The 25,129-nt window shown below is 70.6% G+C and carries 26 protein-coding genes; 15 read left to right on the top strand and 11 right to left on the bottom strand.

Annotation, left to right across the window (positions count from 1 at the left end):
- Positions 1 to 52 precede the first annotated feature (52 nt).
- The gene (locus KV100_RS14550; protein ID WP_220343828.1) at positions 53 to 892 is read right to left on the bottom strand and encodes an alpha/beta fold hydrolase; all 840 of its coding nucleotides are present in this window, start codon (positions 890 to 892) and stop codon (positions 53 to 55) included.
- An 86-nt stretch (positions 893 to 978) separates the two neighbouring features.
- Here KV100_RS14550 and KV100_RS14555 point away from each other — a divergent pair, with 86 nt between their 5' ends.
- Positions 979 to 1,605 carry a TetR/AcrR family transcriptional regulator gene (locus tag KV100_RS14555; protein WP_220343829.1) on the top strand — a complete coding sequence of 209 codons (627 nt, stop codon included), beginning with the start codon at positions 979 to 981 and terminating at the stop codon, positions 1,603 to 1,605.
- A 253-nt stretch (positions 1,606 to 1,858) separates the two neighbouring features.
- Positions 1,859 to 2,212: a DUF1801 domain-containing protein gene (locus KV100_RS14560; protein WP_220343830.1), complete on the top strand. Its 354-nt coding sequence runs from the start codon at positions 1,859 to 1,861 to the stop codon at positions 2,210 to 2,212.
- A gap of 167 nt (positions 2,213 to 2,379) precedes the next feature.
- Here KV100_RS14560 and KV100_RS14565 read toward each other — a convergent pair whose 3' ends face one another.
- On the bottom strand, positions 2,380 to 3,270 hold the full coding sequence (locus KV100_RS14565) for an NAD(P)-binding domain-containing protein (protein ID WP_255566278.1): 891 nt from the start codon (positions 3,268 to 3,270) through the stop codon (positions 2,380 to 2,382).
- 47 nt (positions 3,271 to 3,317) lie between these two features.
- Between KV100_RS14565 and KV100_RS14570 the strand changes: the two genes are divergently transcribed.
- Together KV100_RS14570 and KV100_RS14575 are read left to right on the top strand one after the other, a co-directional pair.
- Complete coding sequence (locus KV100_RS14570) at positions 3,318 to 3,701, top strand: MerR family transcriptional regulator (protein ID WP_220343832.1); 384 nt, start codon at positions 3,318 to 3,320, stop codon at positions 3,699 to 3,701.
- 35 nt (positions 3,702 to 3,736) lie between these two features.
- A complete protein-coding gene (locus tag KV100_RS14575) occupies positions 3,737 to 4,156 on the top strand; it encodes a GNAT family N-acetyltransferase (protein WP_220343833.1) in 420 nt (139 codons plus the stop codon).
- Between the two features lie 3 nt (positions 4,157 to 4,159).
- Here KV100_RS14575 and KV100_RS14580 read toward each other — a convergent pair whose 3' ends face one another.
- A complete protein-coding gene (locus KV100_RS14580) occupies positions 4,160 to 5,197 on the bottom strand; it encodes a LacI family DNA-binding transcriptional regulator (RefSeq protein WP_220343834.1) in 1,038 nt (345 codons plus the stop codon).
- Positions 5,198 to 5,370: 173 nt separating this feature from the next.
- Here KV100_RS14580 and KV100_RS14585 point away from each other — a divergent pair, with 173 nt between their 5' ends.
- The 4 genes from KV100_RS14585 to KV100_RS14600 are packed head-to-tail and all read left to right on the top strand — an operon-like array spanning position 5,371 to position 10,785.
- Entirely contained in the window at positions 5,371 to 6,669 is a 1,299-nt protein-coding gene (locus tag KV100_RS14585) for an extracellular solute-binding protein (RefSeq protein WP_220343835.1), read from the top strand.
- The gene (locus KV100_RS14590) at positions 6,666 to 7,601 is read left to right on the top strand and encodes a carbohydrate ABC transporter permease (RefSeq protein ID WP_220343836.1); all 936 of its coding nucleotides are present in this window, start codon (positions 6,666 to 6,668) and stop codon (positions 7,599 to 7,601) included. Before KV100_RS14585 ends, KV100_RS14590 begins: the two co-directional genes overlap by 4 nt.
- A gap of 1 nt (position 7,602) precedes the next feature.
- Positions 7,603 to 8,430: a carbohydrate ABC transporter permease gene (locus tag KV100_RS14595; RefSeq protein ID WP_220343837.1), complete on the top strand. Its 828-nt coding sequence runs from the start codon at positions 7,603 to 7,605 to the stop codon at positions 8,428 to 8,430.
- A 54-nt stretch (positions 8,431 to 8,484) separates the two neighbouring features.
- On the top strand, positions 8,485 to 10,785 hold the full coding sequence (locus tag KV100_RS14600; RefSeq protein ID WP_220343838.1) for a glycoside hydrolase family 3 N-terminal domain-containing protein: 2,301 nt from the start codon (positions 8,485 to 8,487) through the stop codon (positions 10,783 to 10,785).
- A gap of 64 nt (positions 10,786 to 10,849) precedes the next feature.
- Here KV100_RS14600 and KV100_RS19700 read toward each other — a convergent pair whose 3' ends face one another.
- Positions 10,850 to 11,809 carry a GNAT family N-acetyltransferase gene (locus tag KV100_RS19700; RefSeq protein ID WP_255566279.1) on the bottom strand — a complete coding sequence of 320 codons (960 nt, stop codon included), beginning with the start codon at positions 11,807 to 11,809 and terminating at the stop codon, positions 10,850 to 10,852.
- A gap of 117 nt (positions 11,810 to 11,926) precedes the next feature.
- Here KV100_RS19700 and KV100_RS14615 point away from each other — a divergent pair, with 117 nt between their 5' ends.
- The 3 genes from KV100_RS14615 to KV100_RS14625 are packed head-to-tail and all read left to right on the top strand — an operon-like array spanning position 11,927 to position 14,530.
- Positions 11,927 to 12,397 (top strand): SRPBCC family protein, encoded by a 471-nt coding sequence (locus KV100_RS14615; RefSeq protein ID WP_220343839.1) that lies wholly within the window; start codon positions 11,927 to 11,929, stop codon positions 12,395 to 12,397.
- A 10-nt stretch (positions 12,398 to 12,407) separates the two neighbouring features.
- Positions 12,408 to 14,054, top strand: a complete 1,647-nt coding sequence (locus KV100_RS14620; protein WP_220343840.1) for an FAD-dependent oxidoreductase — start codon at positions 12,408 to 12,410, stop codon at positions 14,052 to 14,054.
- Complete coding sequence (locus tag KV100_RS14625; protein ID WP_220343841.1) at positions 14,051 to 14,530, top strand: hypothetical protein; 480 nt, start codon at positions 14,051 to 14,053, stop codon at positions 14,528 to 14,530. The genes KV100_RS14620 and KV100_RS14625 overlap by 4 nt, the downstream gene beginning before the upstream one ends.
- Before the next feature lie 20 nt (positions 14,531 to 14,550).
- Here KV100_RS14625 and KV100_RS14630 read toward each other — a convergent pair whose 3' ends face one another.
- Both KV100_RS14630 and KV100_RS14635 read right to left on the bottom strand, forming a co-directional pair.
- A complete protein-coding gene (locus tag KV100_RS14630; protein WP_220343842.1) occupies positions 14,551 to 15,225 on the bottom strand; it encodes a M23 family metallopeptidase in 675 nt (224 codons plus the stop codon).
- A 9-nt stretch (positions 15,226 to 15,234) separates the two neighbouring features.
- On the bottom strand, positions 15,235 to 15,864 hold the full coding sequence (locus tag KV100_RS14635) for a hypothetical protein (RefSeq protein WP_220343843.1): 630 nt from the start codon (positions 15,862 to 15,864) through the stop codon (positions 15,235 to 15,237).
- A 120-nt stretch (positions 15,865 to 15,984) separates the two neighbouring features.
- Between KV100_RS14635 and KV100_RS14640 the strand changes: the two genes are divergently transcribed.
- Positions 15,985 to 16,827 (top strand): ABC transporter ATP-binding protein, encoded by an 843-nt coding sequence (locus KV100_RS14640; RefSeq protein ID WP_374226669.1) that lies wholly within the window; start codon positions 15,985 to 15,987, stop codon positions 16,825 to 16,827.
- Positions 16,809 to 18,374, top strand: a complete 1,566-nt coding sequence (locus KV100_RS14645; protein WP_220343844.1) for a hypothetical protein — start codon at positions 16,809 to 16,811, stop codon at positions 18,372 to 18,374. Before KV100_RS14640 ends, KV100_RS14645 begins: the two co-directional genes overlap by 19 nt.
- 83 nt (positions 18,375 to 18,457) lie before the next feature.
- Here KV100_RS14645 and KV100_RS19705 read toward each other — a convergent pair whose 3' ends face one another.
- Both KV100_RS19705 and KV100_RS14655 read right to left on the bottom strand, forming a co-directional pair.
- Entirely contained in the window at positions 18,458 to 18,892 is a 435-nt protein-coding gene (locus KV100_RS19705) for an antibiotic biosynthesis monooxygenase (RefSeq protein WP_255560904.1), read from the bottom strand.
- Positions 18,893 to 18,941: 49 nt separating this feature from the next.
- Positions 18,942 to 19,421: a hypothetical protein gene (locus tag KV100_RS14655; protein WP_220343845.1), complete on the bottom strand. Its 480-nt coding sequence runs from the start codon at positions 19,419 to 19,421 to the stop codon at positions 18,942 to 18,944.
- A 56-nt stretch (positions 19,422 to 19,477) separates the two neighbouring features.
- Here KV100_RS14655 and KV100_RS14660 point away from each other — a divergent pair, with 56 nt between their 5' ends.
- Positions 19,478 to 20,605 carry an amidohydrolase family protein gene (locus KV100_RS14660; protein WP_308291452.1) on the top strand — a complete coding sequence of 376 codons (1,128 nt, stop codon included), beginning with the start codon at positions 19,478 to 19,480 and terminating at the stop codon, positions 20,603 to 20,605.
- Between the two features lie 7 nt (positions 20,606 to 20,612).
- Here KV100_RS14660 and KV100_RS20220 read toward each other — a convergent pair whose 3' ends face one another.
- Both KV100_RS20220 and KV100_RS14670 read right to left on the bottom strand, forming a co-directional pair.
- Complete coding sequence (locus tag KV100_RS20220; protein WP_220343846.1) at positions 20,613 to 21,878, bottom strand: YibE/F family protein; 1,266 nt, start codon at positions 21,876 to 21,878, stop codon at positions 20,613 to 20,615.
- A 43-nt stretch (positions 21,879 to 21,921) separates the two neighbouring features.
- The gene (locus KV100_RS14670; RefSeq protein WP_220343847.1) at positions 21,922 to 22,239 is read right to left on the bottom strand and encodes a 4a-hydroxytetrahydrobiopterin dehydratase; all 318 of its coding nucleotides are present in this window, start codon (positions 22,237 to 22,239) and stop codon (positions 21,922 to 21,924) included.
- A gap of 31 nt (positions 22,240 to 22,270) precedes the next feature.
- On the opposite strand from KV100_RS14670, the gene KV100_RS14675 reads away from it, so the two are divergent.
- Entirely contained in the window at positions 22,271 to 22,990 is a 720-nt protein-coding gene (locus tag KV100_RS14675; protein WP_301022780.1) for a (deoxy)nucleoside triphosphate pyrophosphohydrolase, read from the top strand.
- A 9-nt stretch (positions 22,991 to 22,999) separates the two neighbouring features.
- On the opposite strand, the gene KV100_RS14680 is transcribed toward KV100_RS14675, so the two are convergent.
- On the bottom strand, positions 23,000 to 25,111 hold the full coding sequence (locus KV100_RS14680; RefSeq protein ID WP_220343849.1) for a S9 family peptidase: 2,112 nt from the start codon (positions 25,109 to 25,111) through the stop codon (positions 23,000 to 23,002).
- Between the last annotated feature and the right edge of the window lie 18 nt (positions 25,112 to 25,129).

Genomic DNA, 25,129 nt, shown 5'->3' on the forward strand with positions numbered 1-25,129 from the left:
AACTCGTGCCAGAGGTAGCCGCTGCGCGCTGAAGGCCGAGACCGTCAGTCCTTCAGGAACTACCGCCGGGGCGAGGGTCGCGGGATCGTGCTGTCTCCTCGCCGGGACGCAGGTGGCGCACCAGGCTCGGTAGGAGCACCTTCTCCGAGACCATGTGATCCTGTCCGGCCAGCGTTTCACGAGTGGCGCCTGGGATGCTCGCCTGCAGAGCGTCGGCGACACGGTGCAGCTCCTCGGGGCTGCGTTCGCCGACCATCACGTGTGTGGGCACGCGCACCGTGGCGGCGACGTCCAACGGTGGCGGTGCCGCGGTGAGGGACATGTCGTAGCGGAGCGTGGGTGCGAGCGCGACGAGCCGACGCCACCCCGGCATGAAGGGCAGCAGCGCAGCGAAGAACCTCGGCATGCCGATGCCGACGAGGAAGCGCTTGATAGCGGCCGCGTCGCGTCCTTGGTCGAGAAGGGCCTCCACGCCGGCGCACACCGTCGCGTAGCGATCGGCCCCAGCCTGGTCGGCGACCCAGGACGCGTCGTAGAGAACGACCCCCTGCACCTTCGGTGCGAGCCTGTGGGCCGCGTGCAGAGCCAGCACCGCCCCCGACGAGTGGCCGTAGATGAACGATCGTCCTCCCATCGTGTCGATGAGCGCCTCGAGATCCTCGACTTCACGGTCGAGCGACCACGGCGCTGTGTCGGTCGAGTCGCCGCGTCCGCGCCGGTCGTAGGACAACACCCGGAAGGACCGTGACAACACCGAGGCGCCCTTCTGGACGGGGCGGAACGTCCGGTGGCAGATGGCCCCCGTCACGTAGACGAGCGGCGGGCCTTCGCCGTTCACCTCGTAGGCAAGCCTGGTGCCGTCACGCGAGATGGTGGTGCTGACACCTGTCATGGTCGCCCCCTCGTAAGTTTCTGGACTGGTGCGTCTAGAATTAAGAAGTTAGACTGGTGGGTGTGATAAGTCAAGGGTCAGCCGGGATGCGCCCGAGCTCGGCGGCGAAACGGCGAGCCATCCTGGCAGCCGCGGAGGAGGCCTTCCTCGCCGCCCACTACGAGAGCGTGACCATGGACGATCTCGCTCGTTCCTCCGGAGTCTCGAAGCAGACCGTGTACGCGCACTTCGGCACCAAGGAGCAGCTCTTCATCGAGCTCGTCACCTCGATGACCCGGCTGGCAGCCGACGACGTGCACCAGGTCGACGCTCTCCCGATCGAGTCGGCCGACCGCATCGCGCCGGTGCTCGAGTCGATACTGAGCCGGCAGCTGGCGGCGGTATTGCAGCCGCGCATGCTCAGGCTGCGCCGGTTGGTGATCGGTGAAGTCCCGCGATTCCCCGAGCTGGCGCGGGCCGTGTTCGAGCATGGCCCCCAGCGGGCTGTCGCCGTGCTTGCCCAGATCCTGTCCGACCTCGACGCCCGCGATCTCTTGTCCGTGCCCGATCCGACAACGGCCGCCATCCAGCTCAACTGGCTGGTCATGGGCGCCCCGGTCAACGACGCCATGTTCCTGGGGGACGACGCCATCCCGTCGACACCGGCCCAAGGAGACCATGTGAAGGCCGCCGTCGCCACGTTTCTGTCCTCGGCCCGCCGGTCAGCCGAGTGACATGGATGCCTCGAGAGAAGTGCTGCCGCTGCGCTGAGCGTCGGGCGAGATCGCTGACGGTGGTGTGATCTGTCTGCGGTCCGATACCCTGACCTCGGTGGTACGCCACCGACGACGCTTCCACGTGGCAAGGCCACGTGAATCATCGCGGAGAGGCCTGAGCAGCTCAGGACATGTCCGGATGGGGTGCGGCGCATTCGCGCCGACTTCATTCCGCCGGTGCTCGACATCGGCTGACGAGAGAGGACATGACGTGACGTCGAAGGACGAGAAGAATCTGGCACAGGTGGTCGACAAGATCTCGAAGATGGACGAGCCGAGGCGGTCAACCATGCAGCGTGTGCACGACATCATCATGACTGCGGCCCCCGCGCTGAAGCCACGGATCTGGTACGGAATGCCCGCCTACGCGACGTCGGCGAGCACGCCCGCGCTCGTGACGCTGCGCAACGACGAACGCTTGAATCTCGCGATCACCGAGAAGTCGGCCTTTCGAGCCGCAGGCGGCGCGGACGGGCTGTTGATGCCGGCTGCGTGGTTCTTCGAGACCGTGGACGACGACACGGAGAAGCGCATCGCCGAGATCGTCCGCTCGGTGGTCGACTGAGCGACGCGTGAGCGTCTTCCGCCCCCACGCTGAGTGAGGTCGGTCGCGCCTCGTCCCGCGGTAGGCCTGAGCCACTGTCGGGGCGAGGCGTGACGCCTGCGCTCGACGGAACGCGGTGGAGCTCCGCGTCACCGTGTCGCGAGCGCTACGCCGCACCGTGAGCTCGATCATCTCGACGTTGCGTGCGGTTGGGCGAGCTGCTCGATCAGAACGGGATAGCTCCTTCCTCCCTGGGCGACGGCGATGGCTCGATCGACAAGCGCCTTGAAGAGCCTCGGGAGCTCCGCGTTGACGCCGAGCCTCTCGCTCTCCTCGATGAGGTGCGTCATTCCGCCCGCGTGGGTGTCGAGCGTCGCGTCGTCGGGTGGGTAGGTCCCACGGTCGACCTGGTCGGCATAACCGGCGAGCCAGCCCACCGTCTCCTGCGCCAGCTGGGCCGCGAACGGCGTGTAGGAGGCCGCGTCGACGCCGGCGGTGCTCAGCAGGGCCACGCCCTGGAGCCAGGCGTTCAGAACGCCCCACATCATGCTCATGCCGGCGACGTCGTACAGAGCCGACAGACCATGGTCCTCGCCGAGGTAGGCGGTGGTGCCGAGCGCGTCGAAGATGGACTGGTGCATGGTGAAGGCGGTCTCGGGGCCGCTCAGCAGGATCACTGCCGCAGCGGTGCCGATCGTCGGGGGAACAGCCATGATGGCGCCGTCGAGATAGGCCGCACCTCGGTCCTCGCTCCAGCGAGCCATCTCGCGGGCCTGCTCTGAGTCGCCCGACGACAGGTTGACCAGGACTCGACCGCCAAGTCTGTCGGCGACCGGGGTGAGGACCTGCTGGAGCGACGCGTAGTCGGAGACGCACGTGACGACCACCGGGCTCGCTTGCAACGCACACTCGACCGAGTCGGCGAGCAGCGCGCCCTGAGTCACGAGCTCCTCTGCCTTGGCGGCCGTGCGGTTCCACACGGTCGTCCGGTGCCCCTCTCCGAGCAGTGCGCCCGCCAGGGCGGTGCCCATGAGGCCGAGGCCGATGAGTGTCACGTCAGAATCGGTACGGGAAGTCATACCAGCATGCTGAACGTTGAGACCGGTGTGAAGGTCAAGGGGGAGCTGTGCATATCGGAGAGCTGAGCCGTCGGACCGAGGTCAATGCCCATCAGCTGAGGTACTACGAGGCCCAAGGACTGCTGGAGCCGGGCCGCAACGGGGCCGGATACCGGGTGTACGGCCCGGCGGACGTCGTCACGGTGAAGCAGATCCGGCACCTCCTCGAGGCGGGACTGTCGACCGAGGACATCGCCTACCTGCTGCCGTGCGCAGTCGGGGAGGCGCCCGAGCTCGTCGGCTGTCCGGAGCTGCTGGCGGCCATGCGGACCCGGTTGGGCCGCCTGGACGACCAGGTCGACGCGCTGACTCGTTCTCGGGAGGCGTTGGCGCACTACATCGACGAAGCCGCACGGGCCGGTGACGAGAGCCGGCATGGGGTGGCGCAGTGACAGGGCTGGCACCTGGATACTCGCTCTGTGCGGGAGTGCCCAGCACGGCCGACTACCTGCGGCTGCGGAACGATGCCGGCCTTACGCCGCGCACCGTGGAGCAGGCAGAACGAGCCTTGCCCGGCAGCTGGTCCGCATGCCATGTCATCGACAGCGGTGGCGGAACAGTGGGAATGGGGCGGCTCATCGGTGACGGTGGCTGGTACTTCCACGTGGTCGACATGGCCGTGCTGCCTGCTCACCAGCGGCGGGGTGTCGGGAACGCGGTGCTCACCTGGTTGCTCGACCAGGTACGGGACGGGGCGCCGCCGGGTGCCTTCGTCTCGCTCATGGCCGACCCGCCAGGGAGAGGCCTCTACACGCGACTGGGCTTCACCGAGGATCGGGATCTGTCGATCGGTATGGCCCTGTGGTTGGGACGCGAGAATGAGGACGGATCGTCGGGGACCTCCTGACCGTCACCGTGACGCCTCCCGCGAGGCGGGTGGTGCGGTCGAACCCCGCACGACCAAGGACGTCGCGAGCTGCACCGGAGGGGAGACGCGGGAGCCGTCGCGGGCACCCTCGACGGCCGCCTGCATCGCCATGCGCCCCATCTGGGTGAGGGGTTGGCGGACGGTCGTGAGCTGGGGTGAGGCCGCGTGCGCGGCGAAGGTGTCGTCGAACCCGACGACCGAGAGGTCGTCGGGAACGCGCAGGCCGACCTGGCGCGCGGCCTCGAGCACGCCGAGGGCAACGGCGTCGCTGGCGGCGAAGATCGCGGTCGGGCGGTCGGTGTCACGAAGCAGTGTCGTGCATCCGAGGCCGTCGTCGTAGTCGAACGTCCCGGGGACGACCGGGGCGGCGTTCGGGTCGAGGCCGGCCGTCTCGATGGCGCTGCGGAATCCCGCCAACCGCTCGTTGGCCGGCGTGGACGTCGGCTCTCCACCGACGTAGGCGAGACGGGTGTGTCCGAGCGAGAGGAGGTGCTCGGTGGCCTGCACGCCGCCCATCCAGTTGGTCGCGCCGACGCTCATCACGCCGTCAGGTGCCGCAGCCACCGGGTCGACGACGATCAGGGGAGTCCCGCGGCGGCGGCAGGCAGCGACGTGGTCGTCGGAGAGCGGGTTGGTCACGAGGATGAAGGCCTGGGCGCCGCGCGCCTGGGCCTGCCGGATCCAGGCCGGCGAGCCTGGCGCGAAGCGGTCGTCGGCGACGTTGCCGAACTCGTTGACGATGACGATGGCGTCTCGGACCTGCGCTTCGGCGAGCAGACCGTCGAGCACCGTCGCCGAGTAGGCGTTGGCGAGGCGGTCGAACACGACCCACACCTGGGTGGTGCCGGGAGCAGGGGCGCGGACCGCAGGCACGTACCCGAGCTCGTCGGCCGCCGTGGTGACGCGTGTCCTCGTCTCGGGGGCAACGTCGGCGCGGTCGTTGAAGACCTTGGAGGCGGTCGCCTTCGAGACGCCCGCCCGGGTGGCGACCTGCCCCAAGGTCACGTGCGTCTCGGCCATGCGTGCACCGTACGGGATTCGAAACGTTTCGTCCACGATCCGCGCGAGAACAGCGAGAAATCCAGCGGTGGGTCACGCCCGACTTCCACCTCTTGTGTCGTGCATCACATCCGGTCTATGGTCATCTCAACCGAAACCGCCCGAAACGTTTCGGCACGGAGAGGAAGCACACCATGAGAGGCAACAAGAGGCTGGTCGCGATCGGCGCCGCGGCGAGCGCGGCCGCTCTCGTCCTGAGCGCATGCGGCGGAACCGATCCCGGGAGCGGCGGCGAGGACGCGAGCGCCTGGGTGCTCACCGGCGGCTCGGAGGCGACGTTCCGCAGCTCGTTCGAGACCTGGAACAGCGACAACGCCGACCAGGAGATCGCGACCGACTGGTTCGCGAACGACGCCTACAAGGAAAAGATCCGGACCGCCGTCGGGTCCGGCAGCGCACCGACCTTGATCTTCAACTGGGCCGGCGGCGCGCTCACGGACTACGTCGGCAACGACGACGTCGTCGACCTGACCTCTCGGACGAAGGAGCTTCAGGAGCGACTCGTCCCCTCCGTGCTCGAGAGCGGCAAGATCGACGGCAAGCTCTACGCGGTCCCCAACAACAACGCCCAACCCGTCATCCTCTTCACGAACAACAAGGTCCTCGAGGGGGCAGGCGTCGACGGTCCGCCCACCACGTTCGACGAGCTCCTGGACGACGTCGCCAAGCTCAAGAGAGCCGGAGTCGACACCCCGATCGCACTTGCGGGGCAGAGCCAGTGGCCCGAGCTGATGTGGATCCAGTACCTCGCCGACCGCGTCGGCGGACCCGAGACGTTCAACGCCGTCATCGACGGCAAGCCCGACGCCTGGTCGAGCCCCGAGATGCTCAAGGCGCTCGGCATGATCACCCAGCTCGTCGACGCTGGTGCCTTCGGTGACAAGTTCGGCTCCGTCGTCGCCGACGCCAACGCTGATGCCGCCCTCCTGCACACCGGCAAGAGCGGCATGCTGCTGCAAGGTGCCTGGACGTACTCCAACTTCCTCACCGACGCCCCGGACTTCGCCGACAGCGGCGACCTGGGCTTCGCCAACTTCCCGTCGGTCGAGGGTGGCAAGGGTGACCCCGCCAACATCGTCGGCAACCCGGCCAACTTCTGGTCCGTCTCGGCGAAGGCGTCCAAGGAGCAGCAGGACACCGCCGTGGACTACCTCAACGATGCGATGTGGGACGAGAAGTACGTGGACGAGCTGATCAAGAACGGTGGCGTCCCGGTCACCGTCGGTGCCGAGGACAAGATCGCCGGCTCCGACCAGGCGCCGTTTCTCACCTTCGCGTACGACATGGTCAAGAACGCGCCCAACTTCCAGCTGTCGTGGGACCAGGCGCTACCGGCGAGCCAGGCGCAGGCGCTGCTGACGAACCTCAGCCAGCTCTTCCTCGGCCAGAAGACGCCCGAGCAGTTCGCGAAGGCGATGAACGACGCGTCATGACCGTTGCCGACCGGGTCCGAGAGCCCCGCCAGTCCACCAGCCCGCCCGCCCGTCCTCGCCCCCGTCGCCTCGGTCCGTCCCTGTGGATGAGCGCGCCAGCCATGGGCTTCTTCGCGTTCTTCGCCGTCGTGCCGCTGGCAGGTGTCGTCATCCTGTCGTTCACGACGTGGGACGGTCTGGGGACGCCTGAGTGGGCGGGCACCGCGAACTGGACGTCGGTGCTCTCGGACCCGGTCACGCAGCACGCCATCACGCTGTCGGTCATCCTCACGGTCGCCTCGTGGCTGGTCCAGTGCCCCACGAGTCTCCTCCTCGGCGTCTTCATGGCAGGGCGACAGCGCTACCGCGCCGTGTACTCGGTGCTGTTGTTTCTCCCCCTGCTGTTCTCCGCAGCCGCGGTCGGCATCGCGTACAAGTCGCTCCTCGACCCGAACTTCGGGCTCGGCACCGCGCTCGGGATCGACTCGCTCAACCAGGACTGGCTCGGCGACCCGTCACTGAGCATGCCCACGCTGGTGTTCGTCATCGCCTGGTGCTTCATCCCGTTCCACTCGTTGCTCTACCAGGCCGCGGCACGCCAGATCCCCCGGTCGATGTACGAGGCGGCGACGATCGACGGGGCAGGGCGGATGACCACCTTCTTCCACATCACGCTCCCGCAGCTGAAGAACACCATCGTGACCTCGTCGACGCTGATGATCGTCGGCTCGCTGACGTACTTCGACCTCATCTTCGTGATGACGAACGGCGGACCGGGCAACGCCACCCGCGTGATGCCCCTCGACATGTATCTCCGCGGGTTCCGCTCGTACGACATGGGGGGAGCGGCGGTCGTGGGCGTGCTCCTGGTCGTCGTGGGTCTTGCCGTGTCGTACCTGCTGAACCGGCTCGGCGGCAGCTCACGCATGGACAGCCAGATGGAAGGCCTCTGACATGCGCACCCGTACCCAACGGCCCAACCTCGTCGGAGGGCTCGTCGGCACGTTCTGGCTGGCGGTCACGCTGGTGCCGATCTACTACATCGTCGTCACCAGCCTCCGCCCCCGCGCGGACTACTTCACGTCCAACCCGCTCTCGATCCCCACCGAGCCGACGCTGACGGCCTACCGTGAGGTCCTGGCCGCCGACTTCACCAAGTACCTGGTCAACTCGGTCCTCGTGACGGTCGCGACGGTGGCCGTGACCGTCACGCTCTCGCTGATGGCCGCGTACGTGATCGTCCACAACCGGTCGGCTCTGTCGCGACGGGCCTTCGAGGTTCTCCTCCTCGGGATCGCCATCCCGATCCAGGCGACGATCGTGCCCGTCTACTACCTGATCGTCCGCCTCGGTCTCTATGACACGTTGTGGGCGCTCATCCTTCCCTCGATCGCCTTCGCGATCCCGATCTCCGTCCTGATCCTCGTCAACTTCGTCCGTGACATCCCTCGAGAACTGTTCGAGTCGATGCGGCTCGACGGCGTGTCGGAGTGGAGCCTGCTCTGGCGGCTCGTCACGCCCATGACCGTGCCCGCGATCATCACCGTCGCCATCTACGACGCGCTCAACGTGTGGAACGCGTTCCTCTTCCCGCTGATCCTCACCCAGAGCGCGGACAAGAGAGTCCTGCCGCTCTCCCTCTGGACGTTCCAGGGATCGTTCACGGTCAACGTGCCCGCGATCCTCGCCGCCGTCGTCCTGTCCGTGATCCCGCTCCTCGTCGTCTACGCCATCGGGCGTCGGTTCCTGGTCTCGGGACTGACCGCGGGCTTCTCCAAGTAGCGCGACCACGCCATCTCCCGGAATCGCCCCGGTCCCGACCGCAGAAGGAACTCGATGAACCTCTGGAACGATCCCGCCGCGTCCGTCGACGAGCGCGCCGATGCGCTGCTCGCCGCCATGAGCCTCGACGAGAAGGTCGGCCAGCTCGCCAGCTTCTGGCCCCAGCCCGCCGCCTCCTCGCAGGTCGCCGGTGACGTGGCCCCGATGGAGAGCGCGATGAGCGACGGGCTGTCGTGGGACGAGTCCATCCGCCACGGCCTGGGTCACCTCACGCGGAACTTCGGCACCGAGCCGGTCTCCGTCGACGACGGCGTCAAGCGGCTGCGCGACTACCAGCGCCAGGTCGTCGACCAGTCCCGGTTCGGGATCCCGGCGATCGCCCACGAGGAGTGCCTGACCGGCTTCACGACGTACGGCGCGACGGTCTACCCCGCCGCCATCGCGTGGGGGGCGACGTTCGACCCCGACCTGGTCGAGGAGATGGCGGCCGCCATCGGCAGCGACATGAAGGCGGTCGGGGTCGACCAAGGGCTGTCGCCGGTGCTCGATGTGGTCCGCGACTACCGGTGGGGCCGCGTCGAGGAGACGCTCGGTGAGGATCCGTACGTGGTCGGCACCCTCGGGGCCGCGTACGTCCGTGGGCTCGAGGGCGCGGGGATCGTCGCGACGCTGAAGCACTTCGCCGGATACTCAGCGTCCAAGGCGGCGCGCAACCATGCGCCGGTGTCGATCGGTCCGCGCGAGCTCGAGGACATGATCCTGCCGCCGTTCGAGATGGCGATCCGCGAGGGCGGCGCGCGCTCGGTGATGAACTCGTACTCCGACGTCGACGGGCTCCCGGCGCTCGCGAGCAACAGGCTCCTGACGCACGTCCTGCGCGACCGCTGGGGCTTCCGCGGCACGGTCGTCGCCGACTACTTCGCCGTCGCCTTCCTCGAGACCACCCACCGCGTCGCCGCCGGCCCGCGCGCCGCCGGGATCCTCGCCCTGGAGGCCGGGCTCGACGTGGAGCTCCCCAGCACGACCGGGTACGCCGACCTCGCGTCTGCGGTCGCCGACGGGGTTCTGGACGAGGCGTACGTGGACCGGGCGGCCCGGCGGGTGCTGCGGCAGAAGATCGAGCTCGGGATGCTGGATCCCGCGTACGACCCGACGTCGGTCGGGGAGTCGACCGACCTGGACAGCCCGCGCAACAGAGACGTCTCCCGTCGTCTCGCCGAGCAGAGCATCGTGCTCCTGAGCAACGACGGCGTCCTCCCTCTCCAGGTCCCGTCGCGCATCGCGCTGGTCGGTCCGTGCGCGGACGACCCGAACACGTTCATGGGCTGCTACTCGTTCCCCAACCACGTGCTGTCGCGGTACGGAGGCGACGACCTCGGCGTCGACGTACCGACGCTCCTCGATGCTCTGCGCGGCGAGGTCGAGGCCGAGGTCGTCCACCACCTCGGCGTGCCCGTCACCGAGGCCGATCGCGGAGGCCTCGACGCGGCGGTGGGCGCGGCCGCCGAGAGCGACGTGGCCGTCGTTGTCGTGGGGGACCTGGCGGGACTGTTCGGGCTGGGCACCTCGGGCGAGGGCTGCGACGCCGTCGACCTCCGGCTCCCCGGCATCCAGGAGGAGCTCGTCGAGCGCGTGGTGGCCACGGGGACACCGACCGTCCTGGTCGTCGTGTCGGGTCGTCCGTACGCGCTCGGGGCGTTCGCCGACCGCTGTGCCGCCATCGTCCAGGCGTTCATGCCGGGCGAGGAAGGCGGCGCGGCCCTTGCCGGCGTCCTGACGGGACGCCTCAACCCGGAGGGCAAGCTGCCCGTGGGCATCCCCGCGCACCACGGTGGTCAGCCCGGCACCTATCTCGCACCGCCGCTCGCCTGGTACTCCGAGGGCATCTCCAACCTCGACCCTCGGCCACTGTTCCCCTTCGGGCACGGCATCGGCTACACCTCGTTCGAGCTCACCGACCTCCACATCAGCGAGGAGAGCGTGGCGACCGACGCGATGGTCGAGGTGGCGGCGACCGTCACCAACGTCGGTGACCGCGCCGGCGCCGAGGTGGTGCAGCTCTATCTCGGTGACCCGCTGGCGCAGGTGACCCGGCCCCTCAAGCAGCTCGTCGGCTACGCCAAGGTGCGGCTCGACGCCGGGTGCTCCGCGACCGTCACCTTCGACGTCCACATGGACCGCACGTCCTTCACCGGTCGCGACCTCGAGCGCGTCGTCGAGCCCGGCAGGATCGACGTCACGGTCGGCACCTCCAGCGAGGACCGCCGGCTGACCGGTCGCTTCGAGATCACCGGCGAGACCCGCGTCGTCGATGAGGGCAGGGTGCTCACGACACCGGTCCGGATCGACGGATAAGCGCGCGGGTGCTGACGGCGAGCGGCCGGCTCGAGGTCCACAGCGTTCGATGATGTCAGAAGCATCAGCGGTGCGAGCCGACGTTGACGACGCTGCCCGAGGAGTCGCGGTAGAAGAACCGGGTGACCCCCCAAGGCTCCTCGGTGAGGGGGTGGACGATCTCAGTGTGGGCTCCGAGGGCCGCTCGATAGGCAGCGTGGACGTCGTCGACGAAGACGGAGACCTGGGGGTTGACGGTGGCGGTGGCGTCGGTCGTCATCAGGCTCAGCTGAGGCCCGGTGCCGTCCCCCAACGTCACGATCCAGCCGTGGTCCATCAGGACGTCCATGCCGAGGACGGCCGTGTGCTGGCGAACCGCCGCCGCGAGGTCTGACACGGACAGGTCTGGCACCACACGGTCGATATGCGGCGCTCCTTTCCGGGAGGGGGTGCCACCAGCGCCGCGGAGTTCCGGATCGCCGCCCTGTGCGCCGGCGCCGGTGCTGGCCCGCCACTCCGGCGCGAGCACCGACCAGACCTCCGTGTCGTGTCGTGTCCCTCGCAGCAGAAAGTTCTCTCGCAGCACGCCCTCGCTCGTCATTCCGAGCCTGCGCGCCACCGCGATGCTGGCCGCATTGGCCGGGCTGACCTGCCACTCGACGCGATGGATGCCCCGTTCCTCGACGGCCCAGTCGATGATGAGGCGCACGGCCCTGGTCACCAGCCCTCTGCCCACCGCCGAGGGCTCCAGCCAGCAGCCGGCCTCGGCGGTGCCCTGCTCGACGTCCATCGTCCGGAAGAGGACCCCGCCGACCAGCGTGCCTGCCGTCCAGATGCCGAAGATCCGGCCGGTGTCGGTGGTCGCCTTGTCTGCGTACGCCTGGAGGAAGGCGCGGCTCGACGCCAGGTCGGTGACCGCGTCGGGCAGCGCGATGTACCGCCCGACGAACTCCCGTCCTCGGTCCATGTGGTTCAGGAGCTCCCCGGCCCGCGACGGTTCAAGCGGACCGAGCACAGCATCGTCGCCCAGGGAAGTCGCGTGCATCGTCACCTCCACGTCAAGAACAGCGTCCAACGAGCCGGCATCGTCTCATGACAGCCGCTCTCCGGCCGCGATGAAGATGGCCGGCGCCGGGTCCGCAGGAGGCGGTACGGTCAGGCCGTGCCGACGATCGTGCTGTCCTCCTTGGTGCCTGCCACGCCTGAGGCGTGCTTCGCGCTGAGCCTCTCGGTCGACGCGCACACGGCATCGATGAGCCAGTCGGGTGAGCGGGCCGTCGCAGGAGTCACGTCCGGGCTGATGCGTCTCGACGACACGGTCACCTGGCAGGCGACGCACTTCCGGATCCCGTTCCGGATGACATCGCGGATCACCGAGTACGAGGCTCCGCGCCGGTTCGTCGACGAGCAGGTCTCCGGGCCGTTCCACCGCTGGTGGCACGAGCACCGGTTCGACGCGGTGGCTGGTCGCACGCAGATGACCGACGTGGTCGAGTACGAGGCGCCCGTCGGGCCGATCGGTCGTCTCGCCGATCGCGTGGTGCTGACCTCGTACATGACGCGGTTGCTCGAGCGGCGCAGTCGATGGCTGGTCGAGGCGCTCGCGGCCCGTGGCGTGCCGGACACCCCGTAGCATGCGCCCGGTGGCAGACGACTGGGACGCCGACGTCGTCGTGGTGGGCAGTGGGTTCGGCGGAGCCGTCAGTGCTCTGCGGTTGACCGAGGCCGGACATCGCGTGATCGTGCTGGAGAAGGGCCGCCGCCTCGACGACGGGGCGCTCAGCCGGGCGCGCCGCGATCCGCGGGCGTACCTCTGGCAACCGGGCGTAGGCATGCGTGGGTTCTTCTGGCAGCGCATCTTCCGTCACGTCGGCATCATCGGCGGCACCGGCGTCGGCGGCGGGTCGATCGTGTGGGCGGGCGTCCTGCTCGAGCCGGGGAAGGACTTCTATCGGGCGCCGTCGCTGCGCGCCCTCGGGGTGGACTGGCAGACCGAGCTCGCCCCGCACCTGCAACGCGCGGCGCGGATGCTGGGCCGGGTCGTGACGACGCACCGCGGCCTCATGGACGACCACCTCCAGGCGGCGGCGCGTGCGGTCGGCGCCGGGGCCTCGTACGGGCCGGTGCCGCTCGCCATCCACTTCGGCCGTGAGGGAGTCACGGAGCCTGATCCGTTCTTCGGCGGCGAAGGCCCTGCGCGCACCGGGTGCCGACTGTGCGGCGAGTGCCTGCTCGGGTGCCCGTACGGCGCGAAGAACCAGCTCACGCGCAACTACCTGCACCTCGCCGAGAGGTACGGCGCCGAGATCCGCGCCGAGCACGAGGTCGAGTCCCTGACGCCGCTGCCGGGGGGAGGCTTCGAGGTCGGGACCCGGCATCCCTGGCGCAACCAGCCGGCACAGGTCGTCCGGGCTCGACGTGTCGTGCTCGCCGCAGGGGTGCTGGGCACGCTCGACCTGCTGTTCCGGTGCCGTGACGACCTCGGGACGCTCCCCAACCTCTCGAGCACCCTCGGCCGACACGTCCGGACCAACAGCGAGGCGCTCACTGCCGTGCTCGCGCCACCGGGCGAGGATCTCTCGCGCGGCACCACGATCAGCTCCGACTTCCATCCCGACGCGCACACCCACGTCACCCAGAACCGGTACGTCGGCGGCTGGCACATGCGCTTCCAGCTCGGGCCGATGGTGGAGGGTGAGCGGGCGGGCCGTCGGGCGCTGCGCGTCCTGGGTCGCATCGCACGCAGGCCGGGTGCTCAGGCGCGCCTGGTCACCGCCCGAGGCTTCCTCCGGCGCCTGACCGTCCTCACGACGATGCAGCACAGCGACAACGAGCTGGCCCTGGAGTGGAGTCGCTCGCCGGTCCGTCCCTGGCGCCGGGTGCTGAGGTCGCGGATCACCGGCGGGGTCCGCCCGCCGAGCTTCCTCCCGGTCGCCAACGCGGTGACCCGGGCGTTCGCCGACTCCTCCGGGGGCCGTCCGCTCAACCTGCTCGGCGAGTCGGTCGGCGGCCTGTCGATCACCGCGCACATCCTCGGCGGGGCGGTGATGGGTGTCGACCGCAGCACCGGCGTGGTCGACGACCGCCACGAGGTGCACGGCCATCCGGGCCTGTACGTCGCCGATGCGAGCGTGATCCCGGCGAACCTCGGAGTGAACCCCTCCTTGACCATCACCGCGCTCGCCGAGCGGTTCGCCAGTCTCTTCCCGGCGCCGCCCACCTCGGCACGAACCCGTACGCCGATCGACGCCGTCCCGGCTCGGTCGGCCCGCACTCAGGAGCCCGTATGAGCACGACCGTCCGAAGTCTGCGTCACGCCTGGTCCACGCTGCAGCCGCTCGCGCCCGAGGAGGTGATCGGCGACCTCGAGGCTTCGTTCGTGGCGCCGTTGCGCACGGTGGCGCCGTGGGGACTGGGGCTGGTGGGGCTGCCGCGCTGGTACGGCAAGCGGTTCGGAGCCGACCACGCGACCGGGCCAGGCAGCCAGACGGTGCGCGGGGTCAACCTGGTGCGTGACTCCTCGGCCGGGTTGCGGGAGGTGCTCCCGATACAGCTGAGCGTCGGAACGTCCCTGGCCGACGGCGGACTCGCCCTCGTCGTCAGCTATGCCGCCGACGCGCCCCGCCCGTGGCGGTGGGTCCGCGACGAGCTCCGGGGAGCCCCGGACGGCACGATCGTCGGCATGACCTTCGTCGACCGGCCACTGCTGCGCCGGGTCGGGGCACCGTTCCTGCTGACCCGCGTCGCGGCCTCGTCCCGCCGGTAGCCGGGCGGTGTCAGGCTGCGTCAGCCCGCAACGGGGGCGACCACCGAGGCCTCGGCCGGCACGCCGAGGGTGCGGTCGACGTACGCCTCCCCGCCGCCGCGCGGCCACTCGCGGTAGTCGCGGAACGCCAACGGCACCGCTCGGGCGGTGGCGATGTCGGCGCTGTCGTTGGCCTGGACGTGCACGTGCGGCTCCGTCGAGTTGCCGGAGTTGCCACACTCGGCGACCTGCTGCCCGGCGGTGACCGCGTCACCCACCTCGACGAGCAACGAGCCGCGGCGCAGGTGGACCAGCGTCACGAACACGGCGCCGTACCGGAGGGTCACGTGGTTGCCGGCGATGGCGGCCGGCCCTTGCCTGATCCGGCCCGCCTGTCCCAGGGCGTACGGCACGAGCGCGAGCTGGGACCGTCGCGCCTCGTGGTCGACCTCGCCGTCGTGCACGGCGACCACGGTGCCGTCGCACGGCGCGAGGATGGGACGACCGTACGCGTAGAAGCGCTCGGGCGGCTCGGTCGCGAGGTAGGTGCGCCAGTCGCGCAGCGGAGCCGTGCGCCGTCGGTCGTCGACGCCGACGAAGTCGATCGCGTACGAGGTCCCCATCAGCGTCGTCCCGTGGCTGGGGACGCGCCGGGCGGGGCTGTTCTGGACGATCCACCGCCCGGTGAACGGGAGGTCGAGCACGACGGCGTCCATGCCCCGACGCTACATACCGCCCGTGCCGACTTCGCCCTCGTCGCAGCCGCGTGCGGACTCCGCGGTGCCCTTGAAGGCGATCGTGGGGCCGATCCCGTTGACGCTGTGTTGGCGGCCCAGCACCGAGAAGTCCACCCCCGGCGAGCCCTCGAACCCCAGCTGCGACCTGGGCGAGAGGCAGCCGGTCGGGTCGAACACCATCCACGTCCAGATGGTCATCGACCCTCCCGGCGGAAGGTCTTCGCCACCAGAGGCGGACGCCAGGACCACGCTGTCGTCGTCGCCATCCGTCGACGCGACCCAGTTCAACGGGGCGCGAGAGCCCACCTTCAGCACATTGACGCTCGGCCACTCGATCGACGTCACGGTGATCGGTGCAGACGACTCGTTGCGTACGACGGCCGCGACGCGACAGCGAAGCCGGGAGTCGACGCGGAGCGTCGGCCAGACCACCTCGTCCTCGCGCACCGGTTTCGCCGCATGCGACCGCGGGTCGTCGCAGACCGGTGGTGTGCCCGCGGCCACGGTGACTCGGTCCGCTGAGCGCGCAGAGGCCGTGACCCATCCGGTCGCGCCGACGACCGTGAGGGCGACCAGCGAGGCGAGTGTGATGACGAGGGCTCTGCGGTGACGGGGCACCTGTGGATCATGGCGAAGCCAGGAGAATCGCACAAGGGTGCGCAAAGTGCGGCACCGGTCGAATCAGGTGACACCAAACCCGCATACCGTGGTCCCATCGACAATCGAGGAGCTGATCCGTTGTCCACCCCGGACGTCCCCCGCGCCGCATCAGGACCTGTGCCCCCGACGTACGCCGTCTCTCCGTTGACCGAACAACCTCTCGACCACCGTGCTGCGATCTCGATCCGCAACCTGTCCAAGTCGTTCGGCGGCAAGCTGGCGGTCGGCGGTGTCAGTCTCGACATCCCGGCCGGCTCGTTCTACGGGATCGTCGGTCCCAACGGAGCCGGCAAGACCACCACGCTCTCGATGGCGACGGGTCTGCTGCGACCCGACCTCGGGCGCGTCTCGGTGCACGGGATCGACGTGTGGCGCGACCCCGCTGGGGCCAAGAAGCAGCTCGGCGTGCTGCCCGACGGTCTGCGCCTGTTCGACCGGCTCACCGGTGCGCAGCTCATCGCGTACGCCGGCGAGCTGCGCGGGCTGGACCGCGAGACCGTCCGCGCACGGACCTACGACCTCCTCGCGACGCTCGGCCTCGCCGACGACGCCGACACGTTGGTCGTCGACTACTCGGCCGGCATGACCAAGAAGGTCGCCCTCGCCTCCGCGCTGATCCACGCACCGCGCGTGATCGTTCTCGACGAGCCGTTCGAGTCCGTCGACCCGGTGTCGGCGGCGGGCATCCGCGAGCTGCTCACCGGGTTCGTCGCCAGCGGCGGCACCGTGGTGGTCTCGTCGCACGTCATGGATCTCGTCCAGCGCATGTGCAGCCACGTCGCGGTGGTCGCGCGTGGACTCCTGCTCGCCTCCGGCACCGTCGACGACGTTCGCGCGGGGGAGTCGCTGGAGGACCGGTTCGTGCAGCTCGTGGGCGGCGCTCAGGTGACGGAAGGACTGTCGTGGTTGCAGTCCTCCTGAGACTCAAGCTGACCCTGCTGCTCAACGGGTTCCGGCGCTCGGCCTGGCAGACGGTCGGCTTCGTCCTCTCCGCGCTGTACGGGCTGTCCATCGTGGGGATGGTCGCGGTGGGGTCGATCGGCCTCTCGTTCCTTCCCGACGACGAGAGGTGGGCATGGCTCGTCGTCGGAGGTTCGGTCGCGGTGCTGGGGTGGTGGCTCATCCCGTTGCTCGCCTTCGGCCTCGACGCGACGCTGGACCCGCGACGGTTCCAGCAGTACGCGATCGAGCGCCGCGACCTCCTGGTCGGTCTCGCGCTCGCCGGGATGGTCGGCGTCGCCGGGGCGGCGACCCTGCTCTCCGGGCTGTCGACGGCGCTGGCGTGGTGGGACTCCCCGCTGGCCCTCGTCGCCGCGGTGGTCGGCGCCGTCCTCGGCGTCGCACTCTGCGCGGTGGGCTCGCGGACGATCACCGCCGTGATGGCCCCTCTGGTGGAACGGCGGCGCTTCCGCGAGATCGCGGTGGTGCTCGTCCTGGTCCCGGTGCTGATGCTGGGGCCGCTCGTCGGCCAGCTCTTCGGGAGGCTCTCGGGCGTGCGCGACTGGCTCCCCGACGTCGCGGGCGTGCTCGCCTGGACCCCGCTCGGCGCACCGTGGTCCCTCGCCGGCGACGTCGCCGAGGGCCGCTGGCTGTCGGCGCTCGGCCGCATCGTGGTCACGCTGGTCACGCTCGCGCTGATGCTCCTCGCGTGGGGTGCGGCGCTCGACCGGACGATGACACGGCCGCCCTCGCACGGTTCCGCGGCGCAGGCACAGGGCTACGGCTGGCTCGACCGCCTGCCTGACACGCGTACGGGTGCCGTGGCCGCCCGGTGCCTGACCTACTGGCAGCGCGACCCGCGCTATGCCGGCTCGATCGCCTTCGTCCCGTTCCTGCCGGTGCCGTTCATCGTCGTCGGCGGGCTGGAGGGCAACGACAGCCTCCTGTGGCTGGCTCCCGTCATCGCGTACGTGATGGGCTTCGCGATCTCTGCCGACCTGGCCTACGACAACACCGCGTTCTGGCTGCACGTCGTCTCAGGCGTCCGCGGCGCCGCCGACCGAGCGGGGAGGGTCGTGGCGGTGCTGACGCTCGGGCTGCCGATGGTCGTGCTCCTGGCCGTGGGCGGTGTGTGGGCCGCCGGGCGCTGGGACACCCTGGTGGCGGTGCTCGGCATGTCGGTCGGCGTGCTGCTGATCGCAGCCGGGGCGTCGTCGGTCCTGTCGGCGGCCTATCTCTATCCGGTCCAGAAGCCCGGCGACGGCTTGTTCTCGCAGCCGCAGGGAGCGACGACCGCGATCTTCGTCGGACAGACGATCGGTCTCGTCGTCGTGGCGCTCCTGTCGGCGCCCACGGTCGTCCTCTTCGTGGTCGCGCTCGCCACCGGGGCAGTGTGGGCCACCGCCCTCACCGTCGTGGTCGGGCTCGGCTCGGGGATCGGCGTGCTGCTGCTCGGGATCCGTACGGGGGGCCGGCTCGTGGACGAGCGCGGCCCCGAGCTGCTGCAGAAGATGGCGGCCTGGAGCTGACCGGCCTGGAGCCCTGCTCACAGGGCTGACGTCGACGAGGGCCCGGTGCCGGAGATCGCACACCGGCACCGGGACCGCCGTCGTCAGGAGGCGGAGGTGCCGCCTGCAACCTCGTACGACCACAGCTCGGCGGAGACGCCGACCGGGCGCTGGCCGTGACCGGCGTGCTCCCCGCCGTGTCCGTGGGCACCCGCGTGGCCGCCGTGGCCGCCGCCGTGGCCGGCGTGCTCGCCCGCGCTGTGACCGGCGTGCTCGCCGCCGTGTCCGTGGGCACCGACGGCGGAGTCGCCGTGGCCGTGCGCGAAGGCGGGCGAGCTCTTCCACGCCTCGAAAGCCTCGTCGTCGCGCCAGCGCGTGATGACCAGCCACGTCGTGCGCTCGTCGGTCGGCTTCAGCAGCTCGAAGCCCTCGAAGCCGTCGACGTCGTCCACGGCACCCGCCCGGGCGGCGAAGCGGTGGGCGAGCTCGTCGCCGGAGTCTGCGGGGACGGTGATCGCGTTGATCTTGATGACACTCATGGGTTCGATGCTAGGTGCTCGCCGTCGGGACCCGCAGTGCGCACCTCGGTCAGGGACGCGCGCGCATCAACCGGACGCCGGCGCGGAACAGCAGCACCGCGAGCACCGCGGCCGCTGCTGCCACGCCCAGCCACAGGCCGTCGCTCGCCGATCGCCCGATCGCGTCATCGAAGAGCGGAGTGAGGCTGAGTGCGGCGTACACGGTCACGATCGCCAGCAGCGGGACGAACACGAGGGCGAGCGCCCCTGCCATCGCACGGCGGTACGACATCCCGGGCGACCGCCCGATCACCAGGCCTGCGACGAGCCCGGCGACGACCAGCTCGACCACGGGGACGGCGAGGAAGACGACGTGGTCGGCCGTCTGGAGCTCGTCCTTCATGAAGTAGGCGAGCATCCAGGCCAAGGGCAGCGCGAAGAGGAGCACGACCCCGGAGGCGATCAACGGTCCGGCGACGCGGGTCGCGGGCGTCGTCGGGCCTGCTGAGCTGCGGGCGTCAGGCGTTCGGGAAGAGGGCGTGTTCGTCACACCGTGAGCCTCCCATGCGCTCCGGCGGCGCCCCGCCGGAGCCCTAGGGTGGGTGGGTGACCGACGCGACGCCCTTGCCCGAGCACATCGACGCCGACCGGGTCGTCCTGCCCGAAGGCGTCCTCACCGACGGGTGGGTCGAGCATCGCGACGGCATCGTCACGGCGATCGGTCAGAACGAGGCTCCGGTCGCGGGGGCGTACCCGTGGATCTTCCCCGGCTTCGTCGACGGGCACTGCCACGGCGGGGGTGGGGCGTCCTTCGACGGCGGACTGGAGGCCGCGCGCACCGCCGCTCGAACCCACGCTGCGCACGGGACGACCACGATGCTCGCAAGCCTGGTGTCCGCCCGCGTCGACGTCCTGGCAGAGCAGGTCGGAGGACTCGCGCGCGCGATCCGTTCGGGGGAGCTGGGTCCCGTCCGCGGCATCCATCTCGAGGGCCCGTTCCTGTCGCCCGACCACCGGGGGGCGCACGACCCGGACGCGCTCACACCGCCGACCCACGAGGCCGTCGCGAGGCTGCTCGCCGCCGGGGACGGGCTGGTACGGATGGTGACGCTCGCACCCGAGCTCCACGGCGGGCTCGACACGATCGAGCACCTCGCCGCCGAGGGGGTCGTCGCCGCCGTCGGCCACACCGCGGCCGACTACGCGCTGGCGAGGGAGGCGTTCGCGCGCGGAGCCACCGTCCTCACCCACGCCTCCAACGCGATGATGCCGGTCCACCACCGCGCACCCGGTCCGGTCGTGGCGGCCCTCGAGACCCCCGGCGTCCGCCTCGAGGTCATCCTCGACGGCATCCACCTCCACGACGCGTGGGCGCGCCGGCTGCTCCTCGACGCCGGCGAGCGTGGAGTCCTCGTCACGGACGCGATGGCGGCGGCGGCCGCGCAGGACGGACGCTACGAGCTCGGCGGTCTGGCCGTGGACGTCGCCGACGGCACCGCTCGCCTCGCCGACTCCGGGGCGATCGCCGGCAGCACGCTGACGATGGACTCCGCCGTACGACGTGCGCTGGGGGTGCTGGGCCTCGATCCCGTCGCGGTGGCGTGCGCGGCCTCAGCCGCCCCGGCCACCGCACTCGGCCTCGACGGCGGCGCCATCACCGTCGGCGGCCCGGCGCACCTGGTCGCGCTCGACTCGACGTACGAGGTCGTCGGCGTGCTGCCCGGCGTCGGGTGATCGTCCGCTACCGAGGTCGGACGGCGTGTGCGGCGGGGTCAGGCGGCGGGACGGTCTCCGCGTCGCCAGCGTGTGCCTCGTCGGAGGGTCCGGGGGCGAGCGCGGCGGCGATCGCGGTCGTGATCGGGACCGCGAGCACCAGGCCGATCAGCCCGACCAGGGTGCGCGCGATCTCCGCGCCCACCTGTTCGGTGCCCGCGATGTCGAGCAGCGACCGGTCGTACGCGGTCACCAGGAGCAGCACCGTCATGGCCGTCCCGGCGTAGGCGAACACCAGCGTGTAGACGCTCGACGCGATGTGGTCGCGGCCGATACGCATCGCCGACATGAACGTCTGGCGTCGGCTCGCTCCGGGCTGTGCCGACCGCAGCTCCCACACCGCGCTCGCCTGGGTCACGGTCACGTCGTTGAGCACGCCGAGACCGGCGATGACCATCGACGCGGTCACCACCCCGGACAGGCTGATCTGCTCCGCGACGGCCATCAGGATCTGGTCGTCCTCGGAGGAGATGCCGGTGAGGTGCGTCCATCCCGTCGTGAGCGAGCCGAGGATCGCGGTGATGGCGAGCCCCGACAACGTGCCGAACAAGGCGGCGGTCGTCCGGATCGAGACTCCGTGCACGAGATACAGGACGACCAGCATGATCGCGCTCGACCCGACGACGGCCACGACCAGCGGGTTCTCGCCCGCGAGCAGGGCGGGCAGGACGAAGACGACGATAGCCCCGATGGTGCCGACCACTCCCGCGATCGCCAGCAGTCCACGCCAGCGGGCGACGGCGACGATGACGAGCGCGCACGCGAGTCCGAGCCACAGCAGCGGCATCCCGCGATCGAAGTCGAGGAACTCGTACGTGGGCTCGCTGGCGCCCTCAGGCTGGACCCGCACCAGGTCGACGGCGTCCCCGACGTCCACGCCGCTGCGGAAGACCGCCGGCTGGACCGTGACGCTCGCGGACTTGCCGTCGGACGTACGCAGCAGCAGCTCGCCGCAGTCGCCCTGGACAGCGGGGAGACCGTCGGGTCCGACCGCGCCGCCACCGCAGTCGACGGCGCGGACGTCGGTCACGGTGGCCGACACGATGCTGACGCCCTGCGTGCCGTAGGGGTTGGGCGCCTTCGCGACGTCGTCGGCGTCCGGCCACAGGATCCACACCGCGACCGCGAGTGCGACGCCGAGCAGCCCGACGACCACCGCGAGCACGGTCGCGAGGCCGCGCCGGCCCTGGTCGAGATCGTCGCTCGCTCCGAGATGGCTGTGCGTGTGACTCACGGGGCTAGCGTCCCACGCGAGGACCGGTCTCTCGGAGAGTGGCTCAGCGGTCCTCGGCGTCCTCGGCGATCGCGTCGATCTGCCGGGCGAGCGCGATGTCTCGTGCCGAGAGCCCCCCGGAGGAGTGCGTCGAGAGGGTGAAGGTGATGTCGCGCCACCGGATCATGATGTCGGGATGGTGGTCGACGATCTCAGCGGCCGCTGCCACGGCGTCGACGAGCGCGATGCCGTCGAGATAGCTGGGGGCACGGACCGAGCGGACGATGGTGTCGCCGTCGCGGACCCAGGCGGGCAGGCTCGCCAGCGCGGACGTGATCTCGGCCTCGGACAACAGGGTGTCGGGGAGCTGGGACTGGTCCATGGTCCGACCGTACGCGCTAACCTCGCCGTTTGTGGATCCCCAGAGCCCCGAGCCCTCGCCCTCGACGCGTGTCGTCGTGGGGGTGGCACTGATCCGTGCCGGTCGTGTGCTCGCCGCACGACGGACCCGTCCGGCCGCTGCTGCGGGCGGGTGGGAGCTCCCCGGCGGGAAGGTCGAGCCGGGGGAGTCGGAGGCCGAGGCTGCCCGTCGCGAGGTCGCGGAGGAGCTCGGGTGCGACGCCACGGTCGGGCATCGGCTCGCGGGCGAGGTGCCGCTGAGCGGCGCCCTCGTGCTTCGCGCGTACGTCGGTGAGATCGTCTCCGGTGAGCCGGAGCCCACCGAGCACGACCTCCTGCGCTGGCTCGGGCCCGACGAGCTCGACTCCGTCGCGTGGCTGGACGCCGACCGCCCGTTTCTGCCGGAGCTCGAGGCGCTGCTGCGCCGTACGCCCTCGCCGACCGTGGCGGAGGCGCACTTCGACGAGGGCGAGGACGCCGAGCACGTCCTCGAGCAGCTGCACGCGCAGGGGTTCGCAGCCTCCGTGCACCGCGAGGGGTTCGCCGGCGAGGACGACAGCGAGGACCGGGCCTGGCTCGTCCGGGTCGAGGATCCCGCCGCCGCGCACCGACTCGAGGAGCTCGTCGACGAGGTCGACCTCGCGTGGATGGTGGTCACCGGTCCGGCTCCGGTCGTCCCACCCCCCGACGCGCCGCCGCTCCCGTCGGGACCGAGACGGCTCAAGCGAGGCTGACCCGCCGGGTCAGGCCCGGAGGGCGGTCCGGAGGAAGTCGACCTGCAGCTGGGCGAGGTTCTCGGCGACGACCTCCTGCGGCGTCATGTGCGTGACGCCGGTGAGCGGGAGCACGCTGTGAGGCTTGCCGGCCTCGAGCAGCGCCGAGGAGAGGCGCAGCGTGTGGGCGACGACCACGTTGTCGTCGACCATGCCGTGCACGATCATCAGCGGCGGGAGCACGTCGATCTTGTCGAGCCCGACCATCAGCGAGTGCGCGTCGTAGATCTCGGGCTGCTCGGCGGGATCGCCGAGGTAGCGCTCGGTGTAGAAGGTGTCGTACAGACGCCACTCCGTGACAGGTGCCCCGGCGACGGCCGCGTGGAAGACGTCGGGCCGGCGCAGGACCGCGAGCGCCGCCAGGTAGCCGCCGTACGACCAGCCCATGATGCCGACACGCGACCGGTCGACGTCACCGCCATAGGTGTCGATGACCGTCTCGAGTGCCGTCACCTGGTCCTCCAGCGTGACACCGGCGACGTCGTCGCGGATGGCGCGGTCCCAGGCGCGTCCGCGGCCCGGGGTGCCGCGCCCGTCGGCGATCACGACGCAGAAGCCCTGGTCGGCCATCCACTGTGCCTGGAGGTAGGCCTTGGCCGAGTGCAGCACGCGCTGCGCATGGGGACCGGCGTACGGGTTCATGATGATCGGGAGCGCCGCGCGGCTGCCGACCACGTGCCCACGGGGGAAGAGCACCGCGGTGCGGATGCCGTGGTCGCCCGCCTCGAGGAAGCTCACCTCCGGGTGGAGGCCGGGGTCGAGCGGGTGGGACGTGATGGTGCCGACGGTCGAGCCGTGGCGCATCACCGTCACGGTCGGGACAGGCGACTCCATCCCCTCACGGACGCGGACGGCCGTGCCACCCCGCTCGTCACCGCTCCAGACGCCGGGCCCCTCGGCGAGCGGCACCGTCTCGCCGTCCCAGCCGACGGCGTGGAGGTGGATCTGCGTCGGGTCCTGCGAGGCCGTCACGATCGCGCCCTCGGCGCCGAGCGAGACGACCCTGCGGATCTGGAGGCCCTTCGGCGACACGGGCTTCCCGTCGACGAACAGCGTCTTGGTGTCGGCGTGGTCCTCGAGCGTCACGAGGCGACCACCCGGCGCGTAGGCAGGGACGCCCGGCATGAGGTCGACCCACACGTCGTCGCTCTGTGCCCGGACGAGCGTCGTCTCGCCGGAGTCGAGCTCGACGGCGAGCACACCGGCGTGCTTCTGGTCGCGCGACATGACCTGCACGAGCGGCTCGCCGTGCGACGTCCACGAGACGCGGGTGAGGTAGGGGAACGTCTCCCGGTCCCACACCACCTCCGTGCGGGTCCCGTCGAGGCGCACGTGCCACAGCGACACGAGGGCGTTGGCGGTGCCTGCGGCGGGATAACGGTGCTCGACCGGGGCTCGGGACGGGTCGGCGGGGTCGGCGACGTACCAGGTCTCGACCGGCGACTCGTCGTAGCGCTCGACGAGCAGCGACTCGCCGTCAGGCGCCCACCAGTAGCCACGGAACCGGTCCATCTCCTCGGCCGCGACGAACTCGGCGAGCCCCCACACGACGTGCTCGCCGTCCGGCTCGACGACGGGGTAGTCCAGGGTGCCGTCGACCCCGATCACCCGGAGGGATCCGTCGGTGGCGTAGGCGATGCGCCGCCCGGTGGGATCGACGCGGGGGTCGATCGCGGAGCCGGCGGTGGGGAGCGCGAGTGCACCGGCGGAGCGGGTGCGAGCGACCCAGACCTTGCCCGAGAGCGCGAACGTCGCGACCTCGCAGGCGTCGTCCATCGCGTACCCGACGATCCCGGCGGCCGACTCGCGGCTGCGCTCGCGGCGGGCCCGCTCCTCGGCCGACAGCTCCTCGCTGCCCGCGCCGAGCAGGGCGCTCGCGTCGACCAGGCACGTCTCCTCGCCCTTGTCGGCGTCGTACGCCCACAGCGAGCCCGTGCGTGAGCTCCCGTCCGGCGTACGGACGAAGAAGACCCGCGACCCGTCGGGGCTCACCGTCAGGTTGCGCGGGACTCCGAGCGTGAAGCGCAGCGAGCGCGCCTGGAGCCGGGGGAAGGACAGGGACTCGTCAACGGGGCTCGACATCCCCCGAGCGTATCGAGC

It is taken from the genome of Mumia sp. zg.B21 (genome assembly GCF_019550855.1).
Lineage (GTDB): Bacteria > Actinomycetota > Actinomycetes > Propionibacteriales > Nocardioidaceae > Mumia.

Excerpts from the sequence above, each read along its gene's own strand:
- KV100_RS19700 (WP_255566279.1), bottom strand. The coding sequence starts at position 11,809 with ATGCACGCGACTTCCCTGGGCGACGATGCTGTGCTCGGTCCGCTTGAA.
- KV100_RS14565 (WP_255566278.1), bottom strand. The coding sequence starts at position 3,270 with ATGACTTCCCGTACCGATTCTGACGTGACACTCATCGGCCTCGGCCTC.
- KV100_RS14555 (WP_220343829.1), top strand. The coding sequence starts at position 979 with ATGCGCCCGAGCTCGGCGGCGAAACGGCGAGCCATCCTGGCAGCCGCG.
- KV100_RS14595 (WP_220343837.1), top strand. The coding sequence starts at position 7,603 with ATGCGCACCCGTACCCAACGGCCCAACCTCGTCGGAGGGCTCGTCGGC.
- KV100_RS14590 (WP_220343836.1), top strand. The coding sequence starts at position 6,666 with ATGACCGTTGCCGACCGGGTCCGAGAGCCCCGCCAGTCCACCAGCCCG.
- KV100_RS14585 (WP_220343835.1), top strand. The coding sequence starts at position 5,371 with ATGAGAGGCAACAAGAGGCTGGTCGCGATCGGCGCCGCGGCGAGCGCG.
- KV100_RS14680 (WP_220343849.1), bottom strand. The coding sequence starts at position 25,111 with ATGTCGAGCCCCGTTGACGAGTCCCTGTCCTTCCCCCGGCTCCAGGCG.
- KV100_RS14550 (WP_220343828.1), bottom strand. The coding sequence starts at position 892 with ATGACAGGTGTCAGCACCACCATCTCGCGTGACGGCACCAGGCTTGCC.
- KV100_RS14600 (WP_220343838.1), top strand. The coding sequence starts at position 8,485 with ATGAACCTCTGGAACGATCCCGCCGCGTCCGTCGACGAGCGCGCCGAT.
- KV100_RS14625 (WP_220343841.1), top strand. The coding sequence starts at position 14,051 with ATGAGCACGACCGTCCGAAGTCTGCGTCACGCCTGGTCCACGCTGCAG.
- KV100_RS14670 (WP_220343847.1), bottom strand. The coding sequence starts at position 22,239 with ATGGACCAGTCCCAGCTCCCCGACACCCTGTTGTCCGAGGCCGAGATC.
- KV100_RS14630 (WP_220343842.1), bottom strand. The coding sequence starts at position 15,225 with ATGGACGCCGTCGTGCTCGACCTCCCGTTCACCGGGCGGTGGATCGTC.
- KV100_RS14580 (WP_220343834.1), bottom strand. The coding sequence starts at position 5,197 with ATGGCCGAGACGCACGTGACCTTGGGGCAGGTCGCCACCCGGGCGGGC.
- KV100_RS19705 (WP_255560904.1), bottom strand. The coding sequence starts at position 18,892 with ATGAGTGTCATCAAGATCAACGCGATCACCGTCCCCGCAGACTCCGGC.